19 protein-coding genes, 1 pseudogene and 1 riboswitch are annotated in these 22,460 nt (G+C 75.5%); of the genes and pseudogenes, 6 read left to right on the top strand and 14 right to left on the bottom strand.

Annotated elements, in window-relative coordinates; translation table 11 throughout:
• Positions 1–163: 163 nt before the first annotated feature.
• The 3 genes and pseudogenes from ACIF6L_RS28810 to ACIF6L_RS28800 form a co-directional block, all read left to right on the top strand.
• The gene (locus tag ACIF6L_RS28810; RefSeq protein ID WP_396489804.1) at positions 164–1,864 is read left to right on the top strand and encodes a peptide-N4-asparagine amidase; all 1,701 of its coding nucleotides are present in this window, start codon (positions 164–166) and stop codon (positions 1,862–1,864) included.
• 171 nt (positions 1,865–2,035) lie between these two features.
• A complete protein-coding gene (locus ACIF6L_RS28805) occupies positions 2,036–2,593 on the top strand; it encodes a GNAT family N-acetyltransferase (protein ID WP_396489802.1) in 558 nt (185 codons plus the stop codon).
• An 18-nt stretch (positions 2,594–2,611) separates the two neighbouring features.
• A pseudogene (locus tag ACIF6L_RS28800) lies at positions 2,612–2,929 on the top strand (SDR family NAD(P)-dependent oxidoreductase); the annotation flags it as partial.
• Between the two features lie 15 nt (positions 2,930–2,944).
• On the opposite strand, the gene metE reads toward ACIF6L_RS28800, so the two are convergent.
• Complete coding sequence (metE, locus tag ACIF6L_RS28795) at positions 2,945–5,254, bottom strand: 5-methyltetrahydropteroyltriglutamate--homocysteine S-methyltransferase (protein ID WP_396489800.1); 2,310 nt, start codon at positions 5,252–5,254, stop codon at positions 2,945–2,947.
• Positions 5,255–5,412: 158 nt separating this feature from the next.
• Positions 5,413–5,566: riboswitch (cobalamin riboswitch) on the bottom strand.
• A gap of 92 nt (positions 5,567–5,658) precedes the next feature.
• On the opposite strand from metE, the gene ACIF6L_RS28790 reads away from it, so the two are divergent.
• The gene (locus ACIF6L_RS28790) at positions 5,659–5,814 is read left to right on the top strand and encodes a hypothetical protein (protein WP_396489798.1); all 156 of its coding nucleotides are present in this window, start codon (positions 5,659–5,661) and stop codon (positions 5,812–5,814) included.
• A 151-nt stretch (positions 5,815–5,965) separates the two neighbouring features.
• A complete protein-coding gene (gene cobF / locus ACIF6L_RS28785; RefSeq protein WP_396489796.1) occupies positions 5,966–6,724 on the top strand; it encodes a precorrin-6A synthase (deacetylating) in 759 nt (252 codons plus the stop codon).
• On the opposite strand, the gene ACIF6L_RS28780 is transcribed toward cobF, so the two are convergent.
• From ACIF6L_RS28780 to ACIF6L_RS28765, 4 genes are all read right to left on the bottom strand, one after another.
• Positions 6,687–6,968, bottom strand: coding sequence for a CopD family protein (locus ACIF6L_RS28780; RefSeq protein ID WP_396489794.1), 282 nt, complete (start codon positions 6,966–6,968; stop codon positions 6,687–6,689). The genes cobF and ACIF6L_RS28780 overlap by 38 nt on opposite strands.
• A gap of 93 nt (positions 6,969–7,061) precedes the next feature.
• A complete protein-coding gene (locus tag ACIF6L_RS28775; RefSeq protein WP_359810910.1) occupies positions 7,062–7,688 on the bottom strand; it encodes a MarR family winged helix-turn-helix transcriptional regulator in 627 nt (208 codons plus the stop codon).
• A 264-nt stretch (positions 7,689–7,952) separates the two neighbouring features.
• The gene (locus ACIF6L_RS28770; RefSeq protein ID WP_396489792.1) at positions 7,953–8,897 is read right to left on the bottom strand and encodes a M48 family metalloprotease; all 945 of its coding nucleotides are present in this window, start codon (positions 8,895–8,897) and stop codon (positions 7,953–7,955) included.
• Positions 8,894–9,283, bottom strand: a complete 390-nt coding sequence (locus ACIF6L_RS28765; protein ID WP_359810906.1) for a BlaI/MecI/CopY family transcriptional regulator — start codon at positions 9,281–9,283, stop codon at positions 8,894–8,896. The genes ACIF6L_RS28770 and ACIF6L_RS28765 overlap by 4 nt, the downstream gene beginning before the upstream one ends.
• Before the next feature lie 218 nt (positions 9,284–9,501).
• Between ACIF6L_RS28765 and ACIF6L_RS28760 the strand changes: the two genes are divergently transcribed.
• Positions 9,502–10,050: a flavoprotein gene (locus ACIF6L_RS28760; protein ID WP_396489790.1), complete on the top strand. Its 549-nt coding sequence runs from the start codon at positions 9,502–9,504 to the stop codon at positions 10,048–10,050.
• A gap of 28 nt (positions 10,051–10,078) precedes the next feature.
• Here ACIF6L_RS28760 and ACIF6L_RS28755 read toward each other — a convergent pair whose 3' ends face one another.
• The 9 genes from ACIF6L_RS28755 to ACIF6L_RS28715 form a co-directional block, all read right to left on the bottom strand.
• Positions 10,079–11,104 carry a chitinase gene (locus ACIF6L_RS28755; protein WP_396489788.1) on the bottom strand — a complete coding sequence of 342 codons (1,026 nt, stop codon included), beginning with the start codon at positions 11,102–11,104 and terminating at the stop codon, positions 10,079–10,081.
• A gap of 440 nt (positions 11,105–11,544) precedes the next feature.
• Positions 11,545–11,682, bottom strand: coding sequence for a hypothetical protein (locus ACIF6L_RS28750; RefSeq protein WP_396489786.1), 138 nt, complete (start codon positions 11,680–11,682; stop codon positions 11,545–11,547).
• Between the two features lie 169 nt (positions 11,683–11,851).
• A complete protein-coding gene (locus ACIF6L_RS28745) occupies positions 11,852–12,523 on the bottom strand; it encodes a DUF4097 family beta strand repeat-containing protein (RefSeq protein ID WP_396489784.1) in 672 nt (223 codons plus the stop codon).
• Positions 12,524–12,743: 220 nt separating this feature from the next.
• Positions 12,744–13,649: a helix-turn-helix domain-containing protein gene (locus ACIF6L_RS28740; RefSeq protein WP_396489782.1), complete on the bottom strand. Its 906-nt coding sequence runs from the start codon at positions 13,647–13,649 to the stop codon at positions 12,744–12,746.
• Positions 13,646–14,404, bottom strand: coding sequence for a phytanoyl-CoA dioxygenase family protein (locus tag ACIF6L_RS28735; RefSeq protein ID WP_396489780.1), 759 nt, complete (start codon positions 14,402–14,404; stop codon positions 13,646–13,648). The genes ACIF6L_RS28740 and ACIF6L_RS28735 overlap by 4 nt, the downstream gene beginning before the upstream one ends.
• Positions 14,405–14,732: 328 nt before the next feature.
• On the bottom strand, positions 14,733–17,555 hold the full coding sequence (locus tag ACIF6L_RS28730) for a condensation domain-containing protein (protein WP_396489778.1): 2,823 nt from the start codon (positions 17,553–17,555) through the stop codon (positions 14,733–14,735).
• On the bottom strand, positions 17,552–19,375 hold the full coding sequence (locus ACIF6L_RS28725; RefSeq protein ID WP_396489776.1) for a non-ribosomal peptide synthetase: 1,824 nt from the start codon (positions 19,373–19,375) through the stop codon (positions 17,552–17,554). Before ACIF6L_RS28725 ends, ACIF6L_RS28730 begins: the two co-directional genes overlap by 4 nt.
• 64 nt (positions 19,376–19,439) lie before the next feature.
• Complete coding sequence (locus ACIF6L_RS28720; protein WP_396489774.1) at positions 19,440–21,251, bottom strand: amino acid adenylation domain-containing protein; 1,812 nt, start codon at positions 21,249–21,251, stop codon at positions 19,440–19,442.
• Positions 21,252–21,278: 27 nt separating this feature from the next.
• Positions 21,279–22,454, bottom strand: coding sequence for an acyl-CoA dehydrogenase family protein (locus ACIF6L_RS28715; protein WP_359836532.1), 1,176 nt, complete (start codon positions 22,452–22,454; stop codon positions 21,279–21,281).
• Positions 22,455–22,460: the final 6 nt, after the last annotated feature.

Here is a 22,460-nt window from a genome sequence, read left to right as displayed (position 1 = left end):
GCGGTCGGCCCTCCCGTTCCGGCGGAGCGGAGGGCCGCCGGCGGACCGGCGCCGCCGGGCCGAACCGTCCCGCCGGCCGCCCCCTCTTCACCGATTGACGATGACATGCCATTGTCGGGGGCGCCACCCGGACCGCCCGTCCGGGCCGAGGAGAGGAAGACCCTTGGCCGTACCCCCGCTGATCCGCCGCGGGCCGAGGCCCGGCGGCCCGGCCCGCCGGGCCGCCCGCCTGCTCGGCGCCGTCGTCCTCGCCCTCACCGGCGCGCTGACCGCCGCCGGCCCCGCGCACGCCGACTTCGGCACCGACTACCACGACCCGCTCATCGCCGCGAAGCCGCTCACCCGGCCGGACACCCGCGCCTGCACCGTCGAGGCGATGCACGACCAGCCGTTCCGGGACGGCTACGGCAACCCGCCCGACACCCCGTACACCGCCACCGTCACTCCGCCCGCCGCCTGCGCCGGACCCTGGTCGGCGGTCGTGCTGACCCTGCACGGGCAGGTCGCCGGGCGGCAGTTCGACCGGCTGTTCACCGTCCGGATCGGCGGCGTGGAGGTCCTGCTCTCCTCCACCCCCGAGCCCTCCGCCGACGGCATCGGATGGACGGTCGAACGGGACGTCACCCGGTACGCGCCGCTGTTCGCCGGCGGCCCGCAACCGTTCGCCTTCGACCTCGCCAACGTCACCGACGCCACCTACACCGGCGTCTTCCGGATCACCGCCGAGCTCACCTTCTACACCACCTCCGCCCGGTGGCCCGCCGCCCGCACCGCCGACCGGCTGCTCACCACCGGGCCGTTCGGGCTCACCCAGGCCGCCCCGACCGCCACCCGCGACCTCGCCTTCCCGCCGAACCTGGAACGCCTGACCGCCGAGGTGTACGCCCGGGGCGGCGGCGCCTGCGAGGAGTTCGCGTACGCCTCCGCGCCCGACGCGTTCGTCGGCGCGAACCCCGGGCTGGGCGCCTGCGGCAAGGGCCCGTTCCGCGAGCTGCGGCTGACCGTGGACGGCCGGGTGGCCGGCGCGGTCTGGCCGTACCCCGTGATCTACACCGGCGGCTGGGACCCGCTGCTCTGGCGGCCCACCCCCGGTATCTTCGCCTTCGACCTGCCCGCCTACCGGCTCGACCTCACCCCGTACGTCGGCCTGCTGCTGGACGGCCGCCCGCACGCCGTCGGCATCACCGTCAACGCGGCCGAGGCCCAGGGCAACGACGTCTGGACGGGCCAGGTCAACCTGTTCGCCGAGGTCGACCACGGCGCCGCCCGCACCACCGGGGCGCTCACCGACCACGCGGTCGCCCCGGAGGCCGCCGTCTCCACCGCGCTGACCGACCACGGCGGCGGCAGCGGCGACTGGTCCGTCACCGCGGGCCGGCACGACCGGGCCCGCGGCTGGGTACAGACCTCGCACGGCCGGGTCACCACCGAGGTCCGCGACACCCTCGTCTTCGGCTCCACCCAGCGGTTCCGGGACAGCGGCAACGACCTGACGCTGCGCAACCGCACCGACCTGACCCGCACCACCAGCACCTGGGGCGACGGGCCGCGGCGCACCACCACCGTGCACGAGGGAGAGCCGCTGGACGTCGACTACCGCGTCACCCACGACGCGGCCGGCGCGAGCGACCAGGTCACCACCATGAACCTCGGCTATCACCGGGACACCACCGGCACGGTCGGCGGCCGGACCACCGAGCGTTCCGGCGTCGACCACACCCTGCGCCCGACCGCCCACCGGCACGACGGCGACAGCACCGTCCGCACCGGCGGCTCCGTCGAGGACTACCGCAGCACCGGGCCCGACGGCCCGTACCACCGCTCCCTCACCACCGTGGACGGCTGGCCGACCGACCGGGGGTGAACCCGGCGCCGGGTCGCACCGCTCCGGCCGCACCGGGCGGAGCGGTGCGACCCGGCGGGCGCCTCGCAGGCTCCGGCGGGCCGCCTGCAGGCCCGGGCGGGAACTCCATCACCCGCCCGGTGCGCGGGAATTCGCTGGTGCGGACGGCACCGACCCTGATAGCAATGTGACATGCTACACAACTCCAAAGTCGCCCTCCGGGCCAGACACGACGCCGACGTCCCCGTACTGCAGGCCGAGCTGTACGACGACGTCGCCACCCGCTCCCGGGCCGACTCCCGGCCCTGGCAGCCCGTTCCACCGGGCGCCGCCCGGTCCCCGTACGCGGTCGCCGCCCCCTCGGACGAGGCCGCCTGCTTCTCCGTCACCACCCTCCCCTCGGGCGACCTCGCCGGCGAGGCCCTCCTCTGGGGCATCGACACCCACAACCGCACCGCCCATCTCGGCCTCGCCCTGCGCCCCGCCCTCCGCGGCCGGGGCCTGGCCCGCGAGGTCGTCGCGCTGCTGTGCCACTACGGCTTCACCGTCCGCGGCCTGCACCGCCTCCAGATCGACACCCTCGCCGAGAACCTGCCGATGATCGCCGCCGCGACCCGCGCCGGCTTCACCCTCGAAGGCACCCTGCGCCGCTCCGCCTGGGCCTACGGCGCCCACCGCGACGAGGTCGTGCTCGGCCTGCTCGCCGAGGAGTGGACCACCCCGGCCGACCTGGCCTCCGACCGGGTCTGACCCGCCCCCGAGGCCCGGATGCGGCCCGGGGCAGAGCTGCGATGGTTCCGGCCTGGCCGCATCCGGCCGGGCGGACGGCGGCCGGGCAGCGCGCTGGAGGAGTCGACGATGGACCGGCACCTGTCGGGCAACGCCGCCGTGGTGACCGGGGCGGGCAAGGGCATCGGCCTCGCCGTCACCCGGGCCCTCGCCGCCGAGGGCGTCAGTGTGCTGGCCGCCTCCCGGACCGTGACCGAGGACCTCACCGCGCTCGGCCGCACGACCGACGTCCTGCCGCTCCAGGTGGACCTCACCGCCGCGGACGGACCGGAGCGGGCGGCGGGCCGGACCGCCGCCCACCCCGGCGCGGTGTCAGCCGCCCAGTTCGGCGCGGACCAGCCTGGCCGCCTCGACCAGGTGCTCCAGCGAGGCCCGGGTCTCCGTCCAACCGCGGGTCTTCAGGCCGCAGTCGGGGTTGACCCAGAGCCGCTCGGCCGGGATCGCGGCCAGCCCGGCGCGGAGCAGCGAGGCCGCCTCCTCGGTGCTCGGTACCCGGGGCGAGTGGATGTCGTAGACGCCGGGGCCGACCTCGCGCGGGTAGCCTGCCCCGGCCAGCTCGTGGGCGACCTCCATGTGCGAGCGGGCCGCCTCCAGGGAGATCACGTCGGCGTCCAGCTGGTCGATGGCGGTCATGATCGCGCCGAACTCGGCGTAGCACATGTGGGTGTGGATCTGGGTGTCGGCGCGGACCCCGGAGGTGGAGAGCCGGAAGGACTCGGTGGCCCACTCCAGGTAGGCCGCCCGGTCGGCGGACCGCAGCGGCAGGGTCTCGCGCAGCGCCGGCTCGTCGACCTGGATGACGGCGGCGCCGGCGGCCTCCAGGTCGGTGACCTCGTCGCGCAGGGCGAGCGCGACCTGCCGGGCGGTGTCGCCGGCCGGCTGGTCGTCCCGGACGAAGGACCAGGCGAGCATGGTCACCGGTCCGGTGAGCATGCCCTTGACCGGACGGTCCGTCAGATCGGCCGCGTAGCGGTACCAGTCCACGGTCATCGGGTGCGGGCGGGAGATGTCCCCGGCCAGCACCGGCGGCCGGACGTAGCGGGTGCCGTAGGACTGCACCCAGCCGTGCCGGGTGGCCAGGTAGCCGGTCAGCTGCTCGGCGAAGTACTGCACCATGTCGTTGCGTTCGGGCTCGCCGTGGACGAGCACGTCGAGGCCGGCCTTCTCCTGGTAGGCGATCACCTCGCGGACCTCGGCCCGCATCCGGTCCCGGTAGGTGCCGTCGTCGATGCGGCCGGCGCGCAGGTCGGCGCGGGCGGTGCGCAGTTCGGTGGTCTGCGGGAAGGAGCCGATGGTGGTGGTCGGCAGCAGCGGCAGACCGAGCCGGGCCCGCTGCGCCTCGGCGCGCTCGGGGTAGGCCGGGGCGCGGCGGGCGTCCTCGGGGGCGGTGGCGGCGACCCGGGCCCGGACGGCCGGGTCGCGGGTCAGCGCCGAGCCGGCACGGGAGGCCAGGTCGGCCCGGTTGGCGGCCAGTTGGGCCGCGATGGTATCGGTGCCGTGGGCCAGGCCGCGGGCCAGGGTGGCGACCTCGGTGGTCTTCTGACGGGCGAAGGCGAGCCAGCGGGCGACCTGCGGGTCGAGGTCGCGCTCCAGGTCGGCGTCGAGCGGGACGTGCAGCAGCGAGCAGGACGGTGCGACGTCGACCCGGTCGGCCAGGCCGAGCAGCGTGCCGAGGGTGGCGAGGGACTTCTCCAGGTTGTTGATCCAGATGTTGCGGCCGTCCACCACGCCCGCGACCAGGCGCTTGCCGGGCACTCCGCCGACGGCGGCGAGGTCGTCGAGGTTGGCGGCGCCGGGGCCGGTGAAGTCCAGGCCGATGCCCTCGATCGGGGCCTTGGCCAGGACGGGCAGGGCCTCGCCGAGCCGGTCGAAGTAGCTGGTGACCAGCAGTCGCGGGCGGTCGGTGAGCGCACCGAGCTCGCGGTAGACGCGGGTGGCGGCGTTCAGTTCGGCCGGGGTGCGGTCCTGGACGAGCGCGGGCTCGTCCAGCTGGACCCAGTCGGCGCCGGCGGCCCGCAGGTCGGCGAGGAGTTCCGCGTAGACGGGCAGCAGCCGGTCCAGCAGGGTGACCGGCCGGAAGTCGGCGGCCACGCCGGGGGCGGGCTTGGCGAGCAGCAGGTAGGTCAGCGGTCCGACCAGCACGGGCCGGGGGCGGTGGCCGAGGCCGAGCGCCTCACGCAGTTCGGAGACCGGCTTGGCGGAGTTCGCGGCGAAGACCGTGTCCGGGCCCAACTCCGGTACGAGGTAGTGGTAGTTGGTGTCGAACCACTTGGTCATCTCCAGCGGTGCGACATCCTGGGTGCCGCGCGCCATGGCGAAGTAGCCGTCCAGCGGGTCGGTGTCGACGGCGGCGCGGTGGCGGGCCGGGATCGCGCCGACCGCGACCGTGGTGTCCAGGACGTGGTCGTAGAGCGAGAAGTCGCCGGTGGGGACTTCGGTGATGCCCGCGTCCGCCAGCTGCCGCCAGTTGGCGCGGCGCAGGACGGCGGCGGTGGCGTGCAGGGCGGCGGCGTCGACGCGGCCCGCCCAGTACCCCTCGACGGCCTTCTTCAGCTCCCGGTCGGCACCCTGCCTCGGGTAGCCGTACACGGTGGCCTGCGGGGTGGTGGAACTCGGTGACACGGAACTCTCCTTCGCGAGTCGCGCTGCGATCCCGGGAGAGCACGACGGCGTGGAGGTACGGCAGTGGGGGCAGGGCACCGGGGTGGGCCCGCCCGCTCCGCCGACCCGCCCTCGAGGTCACCGAGATCACCGCGTGCGGGGTGCACGCGGGCAGTGGCAGGTCTTCGGACTCGCGGGCACGTCCGCCTGGCTTCCAGGCCGGACACCTACTGGCCGTCGCTTCCCGGGCCCGGCTGGGCCCAGTGCATGTGACGGCGGTCGTTCCCACTCACCGCTGCGGGGCAGTCCCGGATTCCCACCGGGTTCCCTCTTGCGACGCCGTGGCTGGAGGACACGGCGAACCGACTGCACCGCCCACCCTAGGCCCATCGCCGGCGGCGCGTCAGTGATTGTCCGGATCGCGGATGGCCGGACGGCCCCGGCGGCCCCCGGCCGCCCGGGCAGTTCAGGTGGTGGTCGAGGACGAGCGCGTCAAGAAGGACGTGCTGGTCACCCCGGCCAAGGTGCTCGCCGCCGCGCACGCCGTGCCGGCTACCCCCAACGGCGGAGTCAGAACATGACGGGCCGTCATGGCGACGGCCGAAAGGCCGGGTCAGGGGCACGCGCATGACGTCACAGCGCCGCCGGACCGGTCCTCCGCGGCCCACCCGGCCGTTCGCCCGGGACCGGCCCCGCCCGGCGGACGGGCAGCCGCACGGCACAATCACTGTCATGCGGCACATCTTCCTCATCGGCATCGGGGCGGGCGATCCCGACCACCTCACCCTGCAGGCGGTCAAGGCCCTCGCCCGCACCGACGTCTTCTTCATCCTCGACAAGAACGAGGAACGGCAGGACCTCATCCGGCTGCGCCGGCAGCTGCTGACCGAGCACGGCCGCCCGGGCCACCGCGTCATCGAGGTCGCGGACGCCGAGCGGGACCGCGCCACCCCGGCGTACACCGCGGCCGTGGACGACTGGCGCACCCGCCGGGCCGACCTGGTCGAGCGGCTGGTCGCCGAACACCTCGGCCCGGAGGAGACCGGCGCGTTCCTGGTCTGGGGCGACCCGAGCCTCTACGACAGCGTCATCGCCGTGATCGACGAGGTCCTGGCCCGCGGCGGCACCACCTTCGGGTACGAGGTGGTCCCGGGCATCAGCAGCGTCTCGGCGCTCGCCGCCCGGCACCGCACCACCCTGACCCGGGTCGGCCGCCCGCTGCAGATCACCACCGGCCGCCGTCTCGCCGAGGGCTTCCCCGAGCAGGTGGACGACGTGGTGGTGATGCTGGACGGGCGGGCCGCGTTCACCGGGATCGACCCCGAGGGGCTGGAGATCTTCTACGGCGCCTACCTGGGCACCCCGGACGAGATCCTCGTCGCCGGCCCCCTCGCCGAAACCGCCCCCCGGATCCGCGCGCTCCGCGACGAGGCCCGCGAACGCAAGGGCTGGATCATGGACACCTACCTCCTCCGCCGCTCCGGGAGCTGACCCACACCCGCCCCCGGGCCGACCGGCCCGGGGCCCGGGCGATCCGGGGCATCAGCCGGAACTGGTTGAAGGCGCCCGCGGTGACCGGGCCGACGACCAGCAGGATCTCGACCAGCAGGGCGGTGCCGTAGCCGGTGGTCCAGAGCGGGGAGACCGCGCCGACGTGCTTCCGGCCGAGCCAGAGGCCGGCGACGGTGACCGCGCCGACGCAGATCATCGCGACCGGACTGAAGCGGCGCCACATCTCGGCCCAGAGCAGGCCGGCCCCGTCGCCGAGGCGGCCGGGGTGACCGATCAGTAGCGCGCGGCGCCCGTTTCACCTGGTGAGGCGGGACGGCTACGAACCGGCCGGGGCCCCGCCGTCGTCCCGATCGGCCACGTCCTCGGACCGCTCGCCGGCCACCCCGGGCGCCCCGGCTGCCCCGCCGGCGCCCTCGCGCTCGACGGCCCACTCCGTACGGCGTTCGCGGGTCAGGACCCAGTCGGCGGCCCGGCGCGGAGCCGAACCCGCCGAGCCGCTACGGGCGGCGGCGGCGCACACCCGCCGCAGCAGGGAGTTCAACTGGGTGCGCTCACCGCGCGTCAGGGACACCAGCAGGTCGTCCTGCACGGCCGACTCGTCGCTGTGCAGGATCTCCAGCGCGAGCTGCCCCGAGGAGGTGAGCGTCAGCACCTCGTGCCGACCGCCGACCTGGACGAACAGGGACTGCACCAGGCCCGCCGCGACGAGATCGTCGAGGGTCTGCGCGGTGTCGACCGCACCCCCGTCGATCCCGGCGACCAGATCGGGCCGGGCGTGCGGGCCCAGCCGGGCCAGCGTGGAGAGGACGGACAGGTGCGCCGGGCTCATCCCCCGGAACTCCAGGCGCGCCGCGAGCAGGGCGTCCGCCGCCCGGCCGGCCGCCGACAGGAGGTGGACGGTCTGCTCGAAGGGACTCGACGATCCCTTCCCCCTGTCGTACACGTCGCATCCAATCGCTGGTGGAGGGCTGCACCACCTCCGGCGGGGGTCACGGGACCACCGACGCCATGCCACACTGCCGAACGCCGATCACCGAAGGGCCGCGAAACCCGCTCGCGCGCCGCGCCGGGCACGGCGCCGCATCGCGCCGCACGGCGCACCGAGGCCAACGATAGCCGCGCCGCGCCGATCGGTCTACATCGATGTCGTCCGCGACACCCGCTCCCCCGCCGCCGGCGGCCGGCGGCCGGCGCCGACAACGGCCCGTCACCGGCCCGACACGGCCCGCGCGGCGTACTCCACGTACTCGTGCAGCCCGTACGCCAGCCCCGGGACCAGCACCGACACCGCCACCACCGCCACCAGCCAGGCCACGCCCACCCGCATCGCGCGACCGCGCGGCAGGACCGGCACCGACCCCAGCAGCGCCTCGACCCGCCGCGGCACCGGACCGGCGCCCACCGACAGCAGCGGGTTCCGGCTCCCGCCCGCCCGGGTGGCGGCGGACCCGGCCAGCGCCGCCCGCGCGATCGCCGTCGCCGCCAGCCGGCGGTCCCCCACCGACCCGGCCGCGGCCTCGTCGGCCCACCGTTCCAGGTGGAAGCCCAGCGCCTCCCGCAGGCCCCGCAGCGCCGGGTGCGCCGCCGCCGCGAGGTCCGTGACGACGGACAGCACGTGGTGGCGCCCCGCCAGGTGGGCCCGCTCGTGCGCGAGCAGCACCTCGCGCTCCGCCGGACCGAGTTCGCGCACCATGCCCGAGGTCACCACGACGCGCCCGGGGCGCCCGCGGAAGCCGGGCAGGGCGAAGGCCTCCGCGTCGCCGCCCGGCACCACCAGCACGTCGCCGTCGGCCACCCCGTCACCGGTGGACTCCCAGGCCTTCGCGAGCAGCGCGCGATGGGCGAGCCAGCGGCGCGCCAGCAGCACGGCCTGGACCGCCAGCACCACCCCGGCCGCACCGGAGACCGGCACGACGGCCGGCCACCGCTCCAGCACGCGCGCCGGCGGCACCCGCTCCATCGAGGCGAGGAACGGCACGTGGAACAGCGCGACCAGCGCCGCCGCGGTGCCGCCCGCCAGCAGTACGGCCGCACCCGTCAGCGCCACGCACGCCTCGCGCGGCGGCAGGAGCGCGGCCAGCCGGCGGGCGGCGGGCGCCGCGCCCCACGGAGCCAGCAGCGTCAGCGCGACCAGGGCGAGGGCCAGGGTCATGCGCGGCCCTCTCCGTCCGGGGCCTCCAGCAGGAGGCGCCGCAGCACCTCCTCGTCCCCCTCGGACAGCGACGACACGAACCGCTTCAGCACCAGCTCACGGTGCGGGTCGCTCTCCAGTTCACGGCGCATCCGCCCGGCCACCAGACCGGCGGCGTCGGCGACCGGCGCGTACGCGAAGCCCCGCCCCGGGCGGCTGCGCTGCAGCGTCCCGTTCTCGTGCAGCCGGCCCAGCACCGTCGCCACCGTCGTCCGGGCCAGCCCCCGGTCGAGCGCCTCGTTGACCTCCTGCGCCGTCAGCGGCCGCTCGGCCGCCCACAGCACGGCCAGTACGTCCGCGACCAGCTCGCCGTGCGGCCGCCTCGTGTCCCGACTGTCGTCCACCATGTCTCCCGTCCACGGCCGCGCCGCCGGGCAGACGTACAGCGAACCCGGCGACGCCTGCGCCCTCACCACGGCCGACTACATGGTCGTAGACGATCCGGTCGGATGTTCGTAAGGTATGCCTCACCCAACTGTACTGGCCCCACCGGCAGGGCAGACTGGCCGCAGGAGCGCCGCCCTGGGGCTTCACCATGGCGGCCGGGAGAGTCGGGAGTTCAGGTGTGAGCGCGCATCGCGAGCCGTTCCTCTACATCGTCGTCTGCGCGTCGGGCATCGCCGGCGGGGTGGACGAGCTGATCACCGCCGCCCGGGCCGAGGGCTGGGGAGTCGGCGTGATCGCCACCCCGAACGGACTCGGGTTCATCGACCGGAAGGCCGTCGAAGCCCGGACCGGCTACCCGATCCGCTCCGCCTGGCGCACGCCGGGCGACCCCCGGCCGCTGCCCCCGGCGGACGCCATCGCGGTGGCGCCCGCCACGTTCAACACCATCAACAAGTGGGCCGCCGGCATCTCCGACACCCTCGCCCTCGGCATCCTCTGCGAGGCGTACGGCCTGGGCATCCCGGTGGCCGTCCAGCCCTACCTCAACGCCGCCCAGGCCGCCCACCCCGCCTACGCGGAGAGCCTGACCCGGCTCCGGTCGATGGGCGTCCTGATCGGTGACGCCGCCCCCCACCAGCCCAAGGCCGAGGAGGCCGGCGCCGCGTACGACTGGACCCGGGTGCTCGACCTGCTCCGCCCGGTGATCGCTGCGGCGGGCCGGGAGTAACGGCCCGCCGCCACCGTCACCGTCACCGTCACCGGGGGGTCTTGCGGAAGGCGTCCGGGGTGCGGGCGGTCCATGGCCGGGAGTGCGTGCGCGGGAACGGGTCGAGGATGCGGGAGAAGTGGGCGGGATCCTGGGCGGTGCCGCTGCACCGCTCCGAGAGGGTGCCCGCCGCCGCGCAGGGCCGGTCCCGCCCGACCGACCAGAAGGCGAGCAGCCGGATGCCCTTCTCGGCCGCGAACCTCGCCAGGCGGGCGGCGTCCTCGGTGGAGAAGACCTCGTTGACGGCGTCGTTGACCCCGATCATCGGGGTGTTGCCCTGCATCGCCCACAGCTGCTCGGGGCTCTTCTCCGGCCAGAGCCGCCCGAGTTGCTCGTGCAGTCCGGTCGCGGCCCCGATCGCGGCGGCGCCCATGTCGAGGTCGGGCCCGTAGTCCATCGTCATGACGTTGACCACGTCCACGTCCAGTCCGTGCTGCCGCGCGTTGGTCAGCAGCCACACCCCGTTGTCGGACAGACCCCAGGGGTTGACCGGCAGGGTGTAGTCCACGTCGAGCGGGCGGCCGAGCAGGCGGTACTCCTGCTGCAGTTCGGCGAGCGCCTGGTTGCGGCGGTCGTCGGACTGCTGGTCGTCCAGCGCCGCGCCCTCGATGTCGAGGTCGATCCTGGTGACGCCCAGGGTGTTCACCACGCGCCGGTAGGCGGCCTTCAGGGCGCTCACCGTGTCGCAGGCCTGGGCGAGTTCACGCCCGCCGGCCCCGCCGAAGGAGACGATCGCGTCGCCGCCCGCCGTCCGCAGACCCCGCAGGGCCGACAGCCACTCCGGGTCGTCGACGGGGATGGTGCCGTCGAAGGCGCCGTTGCACCCGCCGTCGCTGACGACGAAGGCGAGGGTGAAGTAGCTCAGACCGGTGTTCCTGCGGACCTCGGCGAGCGTGTCGGGCGAGTTCCAGGTCTCCAGGTAGGGGGCGGTGAAGTGGGCCGGGAACCCGGGGCGGTGGTGGATCGGCGGCCGCACCGGGCCCGTGGAGCCGCGGGAGACGGCGCTCGCGGGCACGACACCGAGCGGCACGGAAGCCGGGGGCGGGGGGCCGGCAGCCGTGGCACCCGGGGGCGTGGAACCGAGCGGCGCAGCTCCGACGGCGGGGGTAGCGACAGGGTGACCCCCGACCGCCGGGGTACCGAGAGGCAGGGAGCCGACGGCGAGGCCCGGCATGGCGGTCGCATGGGCCGGTGCGACGAGCAGCAGAGCCGCGCCCAGGGCCAGCGGGGGGAGGAACGAACTCGGACGGAAGGGGCTGGGCAAGGTGCTGCTCTCTCTTCTGATCCTGGATCGGTGGTCCCCGAGGCTGCCGAGGAGGCCGCCCGGCTCAGAGCCGGACGCCGGAGCGGGTGTCGTGCGGGGGGCGGAGGTGGCGGGCGAGACCCTCGGTCCTCGCCGGCGGGACCGTGGACGGCCCCACCCGGGCGGACGCAGGGCGCCGGGGCCGACGGGCGTCAGTCCCGGGTGGCCCGGAACGCCACCCCGAGCCTGTCCCCCACCCCGCTGGAGCTCCCGACGAAGCACCCGCCGGCCGGCATCAGCGAGCCGCACAGCACGGCGGCGGACTTCTTGGCGTGCGGGAAACGCGACACGGGGGTGCTCCCTCGACAGCGTGAGGCGGGCGGTACCGGCCTCGATTGCGTCGATTCGTTCCCGTGCGAAGAGTCGGCGGGGGCCGGCCGCGGCGAAATTCACCTGATGGGACGTCACGACCGCCGGCCTCATGACCGGGCTGTGGGCGGTTCGGGGGCTGTGGGCGGTTCAGAGGCTGCGGGCGGTGATGTCGCCGTGGGAGGTGGTGGCGCGGATGGTGAGTGCGGCGTCGGTGCCGGTGGTGTTCTGGAGGGTGTTGTGGATCCGGCCGTGGGCGGTGCCGGCGTCGAGGGTCGCGCAGACGCCGCGGGCGGCGCCGATCTCGACGGCGCCGGCGTCGGTGCGCAGGTCGAGGGTGCCGCCGGTGGCCTCGGTGATCCGCAGGTCGCCCTTGCGGGCGCTGAGCTGCGCGGAGCCGTTGAGCCGGCCGACGGTGATGTCGCCCGCGAGGAGGGCGAGGTGGGCGTTCGCGGTCTCGTCGAGCTTGACCGAGCCCTGGGCGCCGTCGAGGGTGACGTCGCCCAGGCGTCCGACGCCCCGCAGGTCGGCGGCGGCCGTCTTCGCCTGGATCCGGGAGCCGGCGGGGAGCTGGACGGTGACCTCGACGGCGCCGGACTGGCCGAGGAGGCGGTTGGCGGCCGGGGCGGCCGTGATCCGCAGGACGCCGTCGGTGTACTCGACCGTGATCCGCTCGGCGGCCTTCACGTCGGCGCCCTTGGCGGCGTTCGCGGGGAGGACCTCGACGGTGGTGTCGCCGCGGTCGGCGGCGATCAGCCGGACGCTGCCGGCGGGGATGTCGAGGACGGCGGCGATCGGGGTGGTGGTGGCGAACTTCTGCATCGTTCTTCTCCTTCTGCGGCGGCGGGCACTCGGTCGGCCCGTCGTTTCCGATGAGGGAAAAGCTACGTTGCATTCACGATACTGGCAACACATTCGTTGCGTCAGAATCCCATCGTCGCAGGTAGTTGCGGTGATTTTATTGCAATGGTTTCGCGCCTAATGCAACGAGCCGCTATCCATTCGTTGCAATGGATTGAGAGTGAACGCCCCGCCGGGCGGCTCAGAGGTGCAGGGTGCCCCGGAGCGTGCGGTGGGCGGCGGGTGGGTGGCCGTGGTGGCGGCGGAAGGCGGTGGTGAAGGCGCGGGTGTCGAGGTAGCCGCAGGACCGGGCGATGTCGGCGATGCCGGTGGCGGAGTCCAGAAGCAGCATCGCCGCCAGGTCGAGCCGCATCCGGCGCAGCGAGGCCATCAGGGAGGAACCGGTCTCGGCCAGGAAGAGGCGTTCGGCATGGCGTGCGGAGAGGTGCGCGGCGGCCGCCACGTCGCGGACGGTGACGGGTCGGGCCAGGTTGTCGGCCAGGTAGCGCCGCATCAGCACCACCGGTGGCGAGAGGCGGGTACCGGGGCTCGCCGCCACCCGCAGGTCCTCCTCGGGGGCGAAGGCCCGGGCCGTCTCCACCACCAGGGCGGTGCCGAGACCGGTCAGCCCCGCCTGGTAGCCGGAGCGCAGCGGGACCGCCTGTTCGGCGAGGGCGGCCACCAGGGAGGCCAGCGACCCGGTGCTCCGCGACACCGCCGGCCCGGCCAGGTCGGTGAGTCCGGACCACCAGCCCCGCTCGCCCGGCAGCGGCCCGGGCCGCCCCTCCAGCAGGGTGAACCCCCAGTAGACGATGCCGAGCGGCTCGGCGCGGCTCGACTCGATCTCGTGCACCACGCCGGGGCGGGCGACGAAGACGTCCCCCGCTCCGACCTCGTGGTGCTCCTGGCCTGCGCTGAACCGGCCGGCGCCGCCGTAGGCGAGGCAGACCTCGTAGAAGGAGTGCCGGTGCCAGTAGTTGCGCCACGGCGAGGTCGGATAGAACCCCAGGTGGACGAAGTCGGCTCGGAAGTCGTCCACCTGGCAGCTCCGCAGGACGCCGGTGAGTTCGCCGAACGCCCCGGCGTGCGCCAGTTGTTCCAGGGTCAAGCGTTCCTCCTGCCCGTGGGGTCGACCCCGGCCAGCATCATGCCCTGGCCCAGCGAGTGGTCATGCGTGCGGACCGCCGGCGGATCCGCCGGGTCGCGGAACTGCACCAGCCAGGTGGTCCGGGCCTCCTCGCTGGTGTTGACCCCGGAGGCGTGGATCGTCAGGTAGGAGAAGAAGAGCACGTCCCCGGCCTCGGCGGGCAGCGGCAGCGCCGAGGCCGACGGCACCTGCGGGAGGTGGTGACCGCCCTCCTCCACGTGCTCCAGCGGGCCGAGCCGGTGGCTGCCCGGGACGATCCGCACGCAGCCCCTCTCCTCCGGGGCGTCGTCCAGGTGGAAGATCGCGGCGGCCACCCGGTGGTGGGTGTGCGGGAAGAACGGGTGGTCCTGGTGCGGCGGGAAGGGCGAGCCGTTCTCCGGGGGCTTCACGAACAGCTTGGTGTGGTGCAGTTGCACGTTCGGACCGCCCAGCACGGCCGCCGCGACGGAGGTGAAGCGTTCGTCCACCAGCAGCCGGGAGAAGGCCGCGGAGTGGAACTGCGCGTCGTGCAGGTGCTGGAGGCGGGTCGGCCGGCCGGCCGCGAGGACGGCCGCCGCGCCCCAGGTCGGGTCCTCGCCGGTGTCCAGTGCGGCCAGCAGCCGGTGGGCGCCGCGGCGCAGCTCCGCCGCCTCCGCGCGGTCGAGCAGCCCCTTGACCAGTACGTAGCCGTTCTCCGCGTACTGCTCGGCCAGGGCCGCGAGGTCGGTCACCGTCACGCTCTCACTCCTTCGTCCTGCCCGGGCGGGAGGCTCCCGCCCGGCTCGGGATCGACGGTAGGCACTCGCCCGCGGCCGTGACAGACACGTGGCGGACGGCTCTGTTCGCGGGACGGACACGCCTGCCGGGGCCTCGTCCAACCGGTCGACGAGGTCCGCGGTGCTCAGGCCCGGGGGGTGGTCTCCCGCACGACGGCGTCGAGTTCGTCCCGGTGGGCGACCCGGTCGGCGTTGCCCAGGAACCGGGGGTCGTCGGCCGTAGAACAGATCCGAGGAGCCCCGCCAGAAGGGAATTCTGGCGGGGCTCCTTGACGTGCTGCGGGCCGGCTCAGCCGACCATTGCCGCCAGGACGGTGCGCCAGTCCTCGCCCGGTTCGGGGGTGAGGGGGGCGGTCAGGGTCTCGGTCAGGTAGTGCCAGGGGCGGCGGAGTTCCTCGTCGGTGTCGGGGGCGGTGGTGATCGGGCTGTCGGTGCCGAGGAGGCGGACCAGTTCGGCGGTGAACTCCGCCCAGGAGACGTGTCCGCTCACCGCGTTGACGACCCGGCCGGCCGCCGGGTGCCCCGGCGTGGTGCAGGCGGCGAGGGCGCGGGCCAGGGCGGCGGCGTGCACCCAGGAGGCGCCGTACCAGTGGTCGGCCACCGGGAGGGCGATCGGGCGGCCGGCCAGGGCGGCCTGGTAGAGGGCGCCGGTGGAGCCCCAGCGGAGCTGGTCGCGCAGGCGGTGGTGCGGGCCCCAGACGATCGGGGCGCGCACGGCGGTGGCCTGGCCGCTCCGGGTGGCGGCGGCTTCGAACAGGATCCGTTCGCAGTCCAGCTTGGCCTGCCCGTACGGGGTGACCGCCGCGCCGCTGGGGCTGCCCTCGGGGACTTGGGTGCCCGTCGGGCGGCCGTACGCGTCGATGCTGCTGACGAAGACGAACGGGCCGCCGGCCCGCCAGCCGTCGACCAGGGCGCGCATCGCGGCGAGGTCGGTGGCGTGGTCGGTGAAGGTGCAGGCGGAGTGGATCACGGCGTCCGCCCCCTCGACGGCGCGCCGCAGGCTGTCCGGGTCGGCGAGGTCGCCCTCCGCCACCTCCGCGCCGTTCAGGGCGGGCAGGTGCGCGGACTCGGGCCGGACCAGCACGCGGACCGGCCTGCCCTGGGCCATCAGCTCCTGGAGGACCGCCGCGCCGACCCCGCCGGTCGCGCCGGTGAGCAGCACGGTGCCGGTGCGGGAGCGGGTGCGCGGGCGGGCGCCGGAGGTCCGGGCGAGGGCCGCGCGGCGCTCGTCCTCGCGGGTGGCGAGCATCGCGGCGAGGGCGCGCGGGGTGCGCTGCTCCAGGATGTCGAGGCCGGTGAGCGGCAGCCCGGTGCGGATCCGCAGGCGTTCGGCGAGCTGGACGGCGACCAGGGAGTGGCCGCCGAGGGCGAAGAAGTCGCCGTCGGCGGGCGGGGTGGTGCCCAGCAGTTCGCCGAACGCCTCCCGGACGGTGTCCACCGGGCCGTCCGGAGGCAGTCCGTCACCGGGAGGTGTGGCGGCGCCCGGCAGCCGGGCGGGGTCGGGGGCGCCGTCGGGGTGGCGCGGCAGTCGGTCCACCAGGGTGACGGCGTGCGGGAGTTCGGCGGCCGGGAGGCGTCCGCGCAGGGCGGCGCGCAGCTCGGTGCCGGTCGGGGCGACCGGTCCGCGGACCACCGCGTAGGCGAGCGGCGGGCCGTCGGCGCGCTCGATCACGGCCGCCTCGACCACGCCGGGGTCGGCCAGCAGGCCTTCCACCACCGGGTGTTCGGCGGCGGCCAGGAGGCGTCCCGGCAGTTCGGACAGGTGCGGATCCGCCTCCCCCGCCACCGCCGTGAGCACGGCGGCGAAGGCGTCGAGCAGGTGGACGGCGGTGGCCTCGTCCAGCACGTCCCGGTCGTGCTGCACCAGACAGCGCGGCGCGGGACCCTCCTCGACGAGCAGGGCCAGGCCGAACTTGGCCAGCCCCAGGTCGAGTTCGACGTTCTCGGAGGTCAGGCCCGGCAGCGCCAGCGGTGCGGCGGGCTGGATCAGGTCGCAGGTGACCGACAGCAGCGGGGTGCCGTCGGTGCCGCGGGAGGCCGCGCCGAGCCGCTCGACCACGAGGTCGAACGGCACGTCGTGGTGCCGCTGGGCGTCGAGCAGTTGGCCCCGTACGGCGGTCAGCAGTTCCGCGAACGACGGGTCTCCGGCCGGGTCGACCCGGACGGCGAGGGTGTTGACCGCGAGGCCGACGGTGTGCCGCAGGTCGGGCCGGGCGCGGTGGCCGCTGGCGCAGCCGAGGACGAGGTCGTCCTGCCCGGAGGCGGTCCGCAGGGTGGCGAACGCGGCGGCCAGGACGACGGTGAACAGGGTGGCGCCGTGCCGGGCGCCGAGGCCGCGCAGGCGGTCCAGGACGGCGGGGTCCAGCGGAGCGGCGTGCAGCGCGGCCCTGCGTTCGCGGGCGCCGGGCGGGACGGCCCGCAGCAGCGCCGGCGGGCGGGCGCCGGTCAGCCGGGCGGCGAGCGCGTCGGCGGCGGCCGTGAGTTCGGCGTCCCGGGCGCGCTCCTGGCGGGCGTACTCGGCGTACGACGGTCCGGGCGCCGGGAGCCGGGGCGGCGTGCCGTCGCGAGCGGCCTCGTACAGCGCGGCCAGGTCGGCGGCCAGGACCGGCAGCGAGCCGCCGTCGACGGCGATGTGATGGATCGTCAGGACCAGGGTGTGGTCCTGCGGCCCGTTCCGCAGCAGGAGGGCGCGCAGCACCGGTCCGGTGGCGAGGTCGAACGGGCGGGCGGCCTCGGCGGCGAGCCGCACCGCGGCCGCCTCGTCCGTCGTGGCGTCCACGACCGGCAGCGGCACCGGGGCGACCGGGTCGGTCTGCTGGTACGGCTGTCCGGCGCGGCTCGGGTAGCGGGTGCGCAGGACGGCGTGCCGTTCGGTCAGCCCGGTGAGCGCGGCGGCGAGGGCCGCCCGGTCGAGCGGACCGCGCAGCCGGGCGGCGATCGGGACGTTGTACAGGGCGCCGCCCTGGCCGAGGTGGTCCATCAGCCACATCCGCTGCTGGGCGTGCGAGAGCGGGGCCGGGCCGTCGGGCACGGTCGGGCGGCGCGGCGGGGCGGCGGCGCTGCGCCGGCCACGGGCGCGGCGCAGCAGGTCGGCCTGGTCGACGGCGGTCACCGGCCCGCTCCCGGCGCCTCGTCCGAAGCGGCGGCGGGGACCGATGCGGCGGGAGCTCCCGCACCGCCCACGCCGTCGGCGGCCCGCAGGCCCCGTTCGAGCAGCTCCGCCTGCCCGGCGACGGTCGGGTGGTCGAGGAAGTCGCCGAGCGACAGCTCGACGCCGAGGTCCTCCCGCAGGTCGTCGACGACCCACATGGCGAGCAGCGAGTGGCCGCCCTCGGCGAGGAAGTCGGCGGCCGGGTCGGTGATCGGACGCTCCAGGGCCCGGCTCCAGGCCTCGGCGACGACCTGCTGGATCGGGGTGAGCGCGACGCGCTCGGCGGGGCGCTGCCCGACCTCGTCGGCGGCGGCCAGTGCCCGCCGGTCCACCTTTCCGGCGCCGGTCAGCGGCAGCGCGGCGAGCACCGTCCAGGCGGTGGGCAGCAGATGGGCGGGCAGTCGCTCGGCGAGCCGGGCGCGCAGCGTCCCGACGGCCTGGCCGGCGCCTTCGGCGAGGACGACGCAGGCGGTGAGGGCGGCGTCGTCCTGCCCGGCCCTGCGGACCACGACGGCCGCCTCGGCGACCTCGGGGAGCTGCAGCAGCGCGTGCTCGACCTCGCCCGGTTCGATCCGGAAGCCGCGCACCTTGACCTGCTCGTCCGTGCGGCCGTGGAACTCCAGCGTGCCGTCGGGCAGTTCGCGCACCAGGTCGCCGCTGCGGTAGGCACGCCCGACGTCCGGCAGCTCGCGGAAGCGCTCGGCGGTCAGCTCGGGCCGGTTGACGTAGCCCTGGGCGAGGCGTTCACCGGCGATCCACAGCTCGCCGACGGTGCCCGGCGGGACCGGCGCGAGCCGCTCGTCCAGGACGAGGACGCGGGCACCGCCGAAGGGCCGGCCGATCGGAACGGCGCCGGCGCAGTCGGCCTGGGTGACCCGGTGCAGGGTGGTGAAGGTGGTGGCCTCGGTCGGTCCGTAGACGTTGACCAGTTCGAGCCACGGGAAGGCGCGCAGCACCGAGCCCGCGTGCTCGGGCGACAGCACCTCGCCGCCGACCGCCAGGGTGCGCAGCACCCCGAAGATCCGCGACTGCCGGGCGGCGAGGTGGTGGAAGAGCGCACTGGTGAGCAGCAGGGTGGTGACGCCGAACCGCTCGACGTCACGGCCCAGGTCCTCCGCGGTCGGCCGGTCGGCCGGCGAGACGGCGACGGCGGCGCCGCGGGCCAGCGGGGCCCACAGCTCGAAGGTGGAGGCGTCGAAGGTGACGGCGGAGTGGAAGAGCACCCGGTCGCGCGGGCCGACCGCGATGGCGTCCGGGGCGGTGACCAGGTCGGTGACGGCGGCGTGCGGGACGAGCACGCCCTTGGGCCGCCCGGTGGAGCCGGAGGTGTAGAAGACCAGGGCGGGCGCGGCCGGGTCGGCGGCGTCGGGCGCCACCGACCCGGTCGCGTCGGTGCCGTGCTCGGTCAGCACGAGGGTCCGGTCCTCGGTGAGGCCGGCCTCGGCGAGCAGCGCCTTGTCGCCGAGGACGAGCCGGACTCCGGCGTCGGCGGTCATCTCGGCGATGCGCGGGCGCGGGTAGGCCGGGTCGAGCGGGAGGACGTGGCCGCCGGTGCGCCAGATCGCGAGCTGGGCGACGACCAGGCGGGTGGAGCGGGCGCAGAGCAGGCCGACGGCGCTGCCGGGGCCGATTCCCCGGGCGGTCAGGACGGCGGCCAACCTGGCTGCGGCGCCCACGAGTTCGCGGTAGGTGAGGATGGTGGTGCCGTCGGTCACGGCGAGCGCGTCGGGCTGCCGTTCGGCCTGTTGGGCGATCAGCGCGGGCAAGGTCGCGATGGTCATGGTGTTCCCTTCCGGGCGCCCCGGCGGTACGGCCGGGGCGCCCCAGTGAGGCGGTGCGGGAGGGTCAGGCGGTCGCGGCCGGGGCGGCCGCCCGCTCCTCGACCAGTCGGGCGACGGCCCGCAGGTCCGGCTGGCGCAGCACCAGGGGTGCGCGCAGCCGGATCCCGTACGCGCTTTCGAGCGCCTCCAGCAGTCGGGCGGCGGCGAGCGAGTTGCCGCCGGAGGCGAGGAAGTTGTCGGCGAGGCCGAGATCGGCACGGCCGATCAGCTCACGGCAGAGCTTCAGTACGGTGCGCTCGGCGGGGGTGTCGCCCTCCTCCGCCGCCGCGGGCTCCGGTGGCACCGCGGCCAGCAGCGCCCGGCGGTCCACCTTGCCGTTGGCGTCCAGCGGGAAGCGGTCCACCAACCGGACGGCGGAGGGCACCGCCTGCTCGGGAAGCCAGGGCCGGACGGCGTCCAGCAGCCGCGCCGGGTCGATGCCGCCCTCGGAGGCGGCCCCGCCGGACTCCCCGCCGTCGCCCACCTGGACGAAGGCGAGCAGCCGGACGCCACCGGCGGGCGCCTGCTCGGCGGCCACGACCGCCCGGCGCACCCGCGGGTCGCGCTCGAACGCGGCCTCGACCTCGGCGGGTTCGATCCGCACACCGCTGACCTTGACCTGGTCGTCCAGGCGGCCCTGGAACTCCAGCACCCCGTCCGCACGCATGACGACCCGGTCGCCGGTGCGGTAGACCCGGTCGGTGCCGTCCACGCCCTCGGGGGCATCGAGGAAGCGGAGGGCGGTCAGCTCGGGGTCGAGGTACCCGGCGGCCAGGCCGCGTCCGCCGATCCGCAGCTCACCGGAGACGCCGCGCGGCACCGGCCGGCCGTCCTCGTCGGTGACCAGCACGACCGCGCCCGCGATCGGCAGCCCGATCGGCGGTGCACCGTCGCCGTGGTCGCCGCCGGGGGCCATCGTGTGCACGGTGGTGGTGACGGTGGCCTCGGCGGGGCCGTAGGCATTGTGGACGGTGGCGGTGACGTCCGGCCCGGGGGCGCGGCGCAGCCGGTCGCCGCCGACGGTGAGGTGGCGCAGCGCCAGCCCGGCGGGCCAGGAGCGGCCCAGGACGGGCTCGGCCAGCGGGGTGGGCAGGACGGCCACGGTGATGCCGGCCTCGCCCCACCAGTCGGTGAGCGCGCCGGAGTCCCAGCGGACGGCCTCGGGGGCCACCACCAGGGCGGCGCCGGAGGTGAGACCGGCCCACAGCTCCATCACGTGCGGGTCGAAGGCGACGCCGATCAGCAGGCTGTGCCGCTCGCCGGGGCCGAGGCCGGTCAGCTCGCGGTACCACCGCAGCATCGCGCCGAGCGCGGGCCCGGTGACGGCGACGGCCTTCGGGGTGCCGGTGGACCCGGAGGTGAGCACCGCGTAGTGGGTGCCGGCCGGAACGGGCACCTGCGTGCCGGACGCCAGGGCGGCCACCACGCCCTCGGTGGGCAGGTCCAGCGCGAGGCGTTCGCCACCCGGCGGCAGCAGGTCCGGCTCGCCGACCAGGCAGGCCGGTCGCAGCTGCTCGGCGACGGCCCGCAGCCGGCGCTCGCCGGGGCGCGGACCGAGCGGCAGGTGGACGGCGCCGAGCTTGGCGGCGGCCAGGGTGACGGCCACCAGCGACACCGAGTGGCCGAGGCAGACGCCGAGCAGGTCGCCCGGGCCGACCTTGCCGCGCAGGGCTTCGGCCGTTCTGTCGGCGAGGCGGTCGAGCTCGGCGTAGCTGTAGGTCCGCTCGCCGTCGATCAGCGCGGGGGCGTCCGGGGTGCGCTGCGCCCAGCTGGCGAACAGGTCGAGGATCGCGCCGTCCCGGTACGGACGGCCGGATGCGACGCTCAGGAATTCCATCATGGTCTCCTCAGTCTTGACGAACCGTCAGTTCAAGCCCATGGAGCGGGCGATGATGACCTTCTGCACCTCGGAGGTGCCCTCGATGATCGTGGTCATCCGCACGTAGCGGTACAGGAACTCCAGCGGGTGGCCCCGCACCCAGCCGGTGGCGCCGTGCACCTGGAGCGAGCGGTCGACCGCCCGCACCGCGGTCTCGGAGGCGGTGAGCTTGGCGAGCGCGGCGTTCTCGGGCGACTCGGTGCCCTCGTCGACCAGCCGGGCGCAGGCGAGGGTGAGCAGCTTGGAGGACTCGACCTCGGCCCGGGTCGACACCAGGTGCTCCTGGACGTGCTGGTACTCGCCGATCACCCGGCCGAAGGCACGCCGGTCCCTGGCGTACTCGACGCCGATGCGCAGCGCGTACTCCGCGATGCCGTTGCACATCGCGGCGACCACCAGGCGGCCGCGCGAGAGGCTGTCCATGGCGAGGGCGGTGGCCGCACCGACCCCCTCCTCGCCGCCGATCACGGCCTCCGGGCCGACGGTGACCCCGTCGAGGAGCAGCTCGAACAGCGGCTCGCCGGACATGCCCTCATAGCGCTGGCCGATCCGCAGCCCGGGCTGGTCCATCGGCAGCACGAAGGCGGTGGACCCGGTCGTGGGACCGGCGCCGTCGCCGAGGTCGGTGGCGGCGACGACCAGCGCGATCCCGGCGTGCTCGGCGTTGCTGACGAAGGTCTTGCGCCCGTTCAGCACCCACCGGTCGCCGTCGCGCCGCGCGGTGGTGGTGAGCCGGAAGGCGTCGGAACCGGCGTGCGGCTCGGTGAGGGCGAGGCAGCGGGTCTGCTCGCCGCGCACCAGCGGGATCAGGTGGCGCTCGATCTGCTCGGGGGTGCCGTGGCGCAGCAGCGGGCTGGGACCGTCGGAGCCGGCCAGCGCGTACGGGGCCAGGACGCAGCCGCTGCGCCCGGCGGCGTGGTGCAGCAGGACGACGGCGGTGAACGGCATGCCGGAGCCGCCGAGCTCCTCCGGGTAGTCGCCGGCGTAGAAGCCGAGCGCGGCGGAGCGCTTGCGGACGTAGCTGCGCAGGTCGCCCGGCACCTGGTCGGCGGTCTCGGGCAACTCCGCTGCCAGCGGGACGAGTTCGCGGCGGACGAAGCTCTCGAAGGCCTCGACGAGTTCGCGGTGGCCGTCTTCCAGGACGGCGGAGGGCGCGGTCATCTCGGT

It is taken from the genome of Kitasatospora sp. NPDC086009 (assembly GCF_044540385.1).
Classification (GTDB): Bacteria; Actinomycetota; Actinomycetes; order Streptomycetales; family Streptomycetaceae; genus Kitasatospora.
Note: the sequence above shows the minus strand (reverse complement) of the source record. Positions and strands in the feature narration are given on the sequence as shown.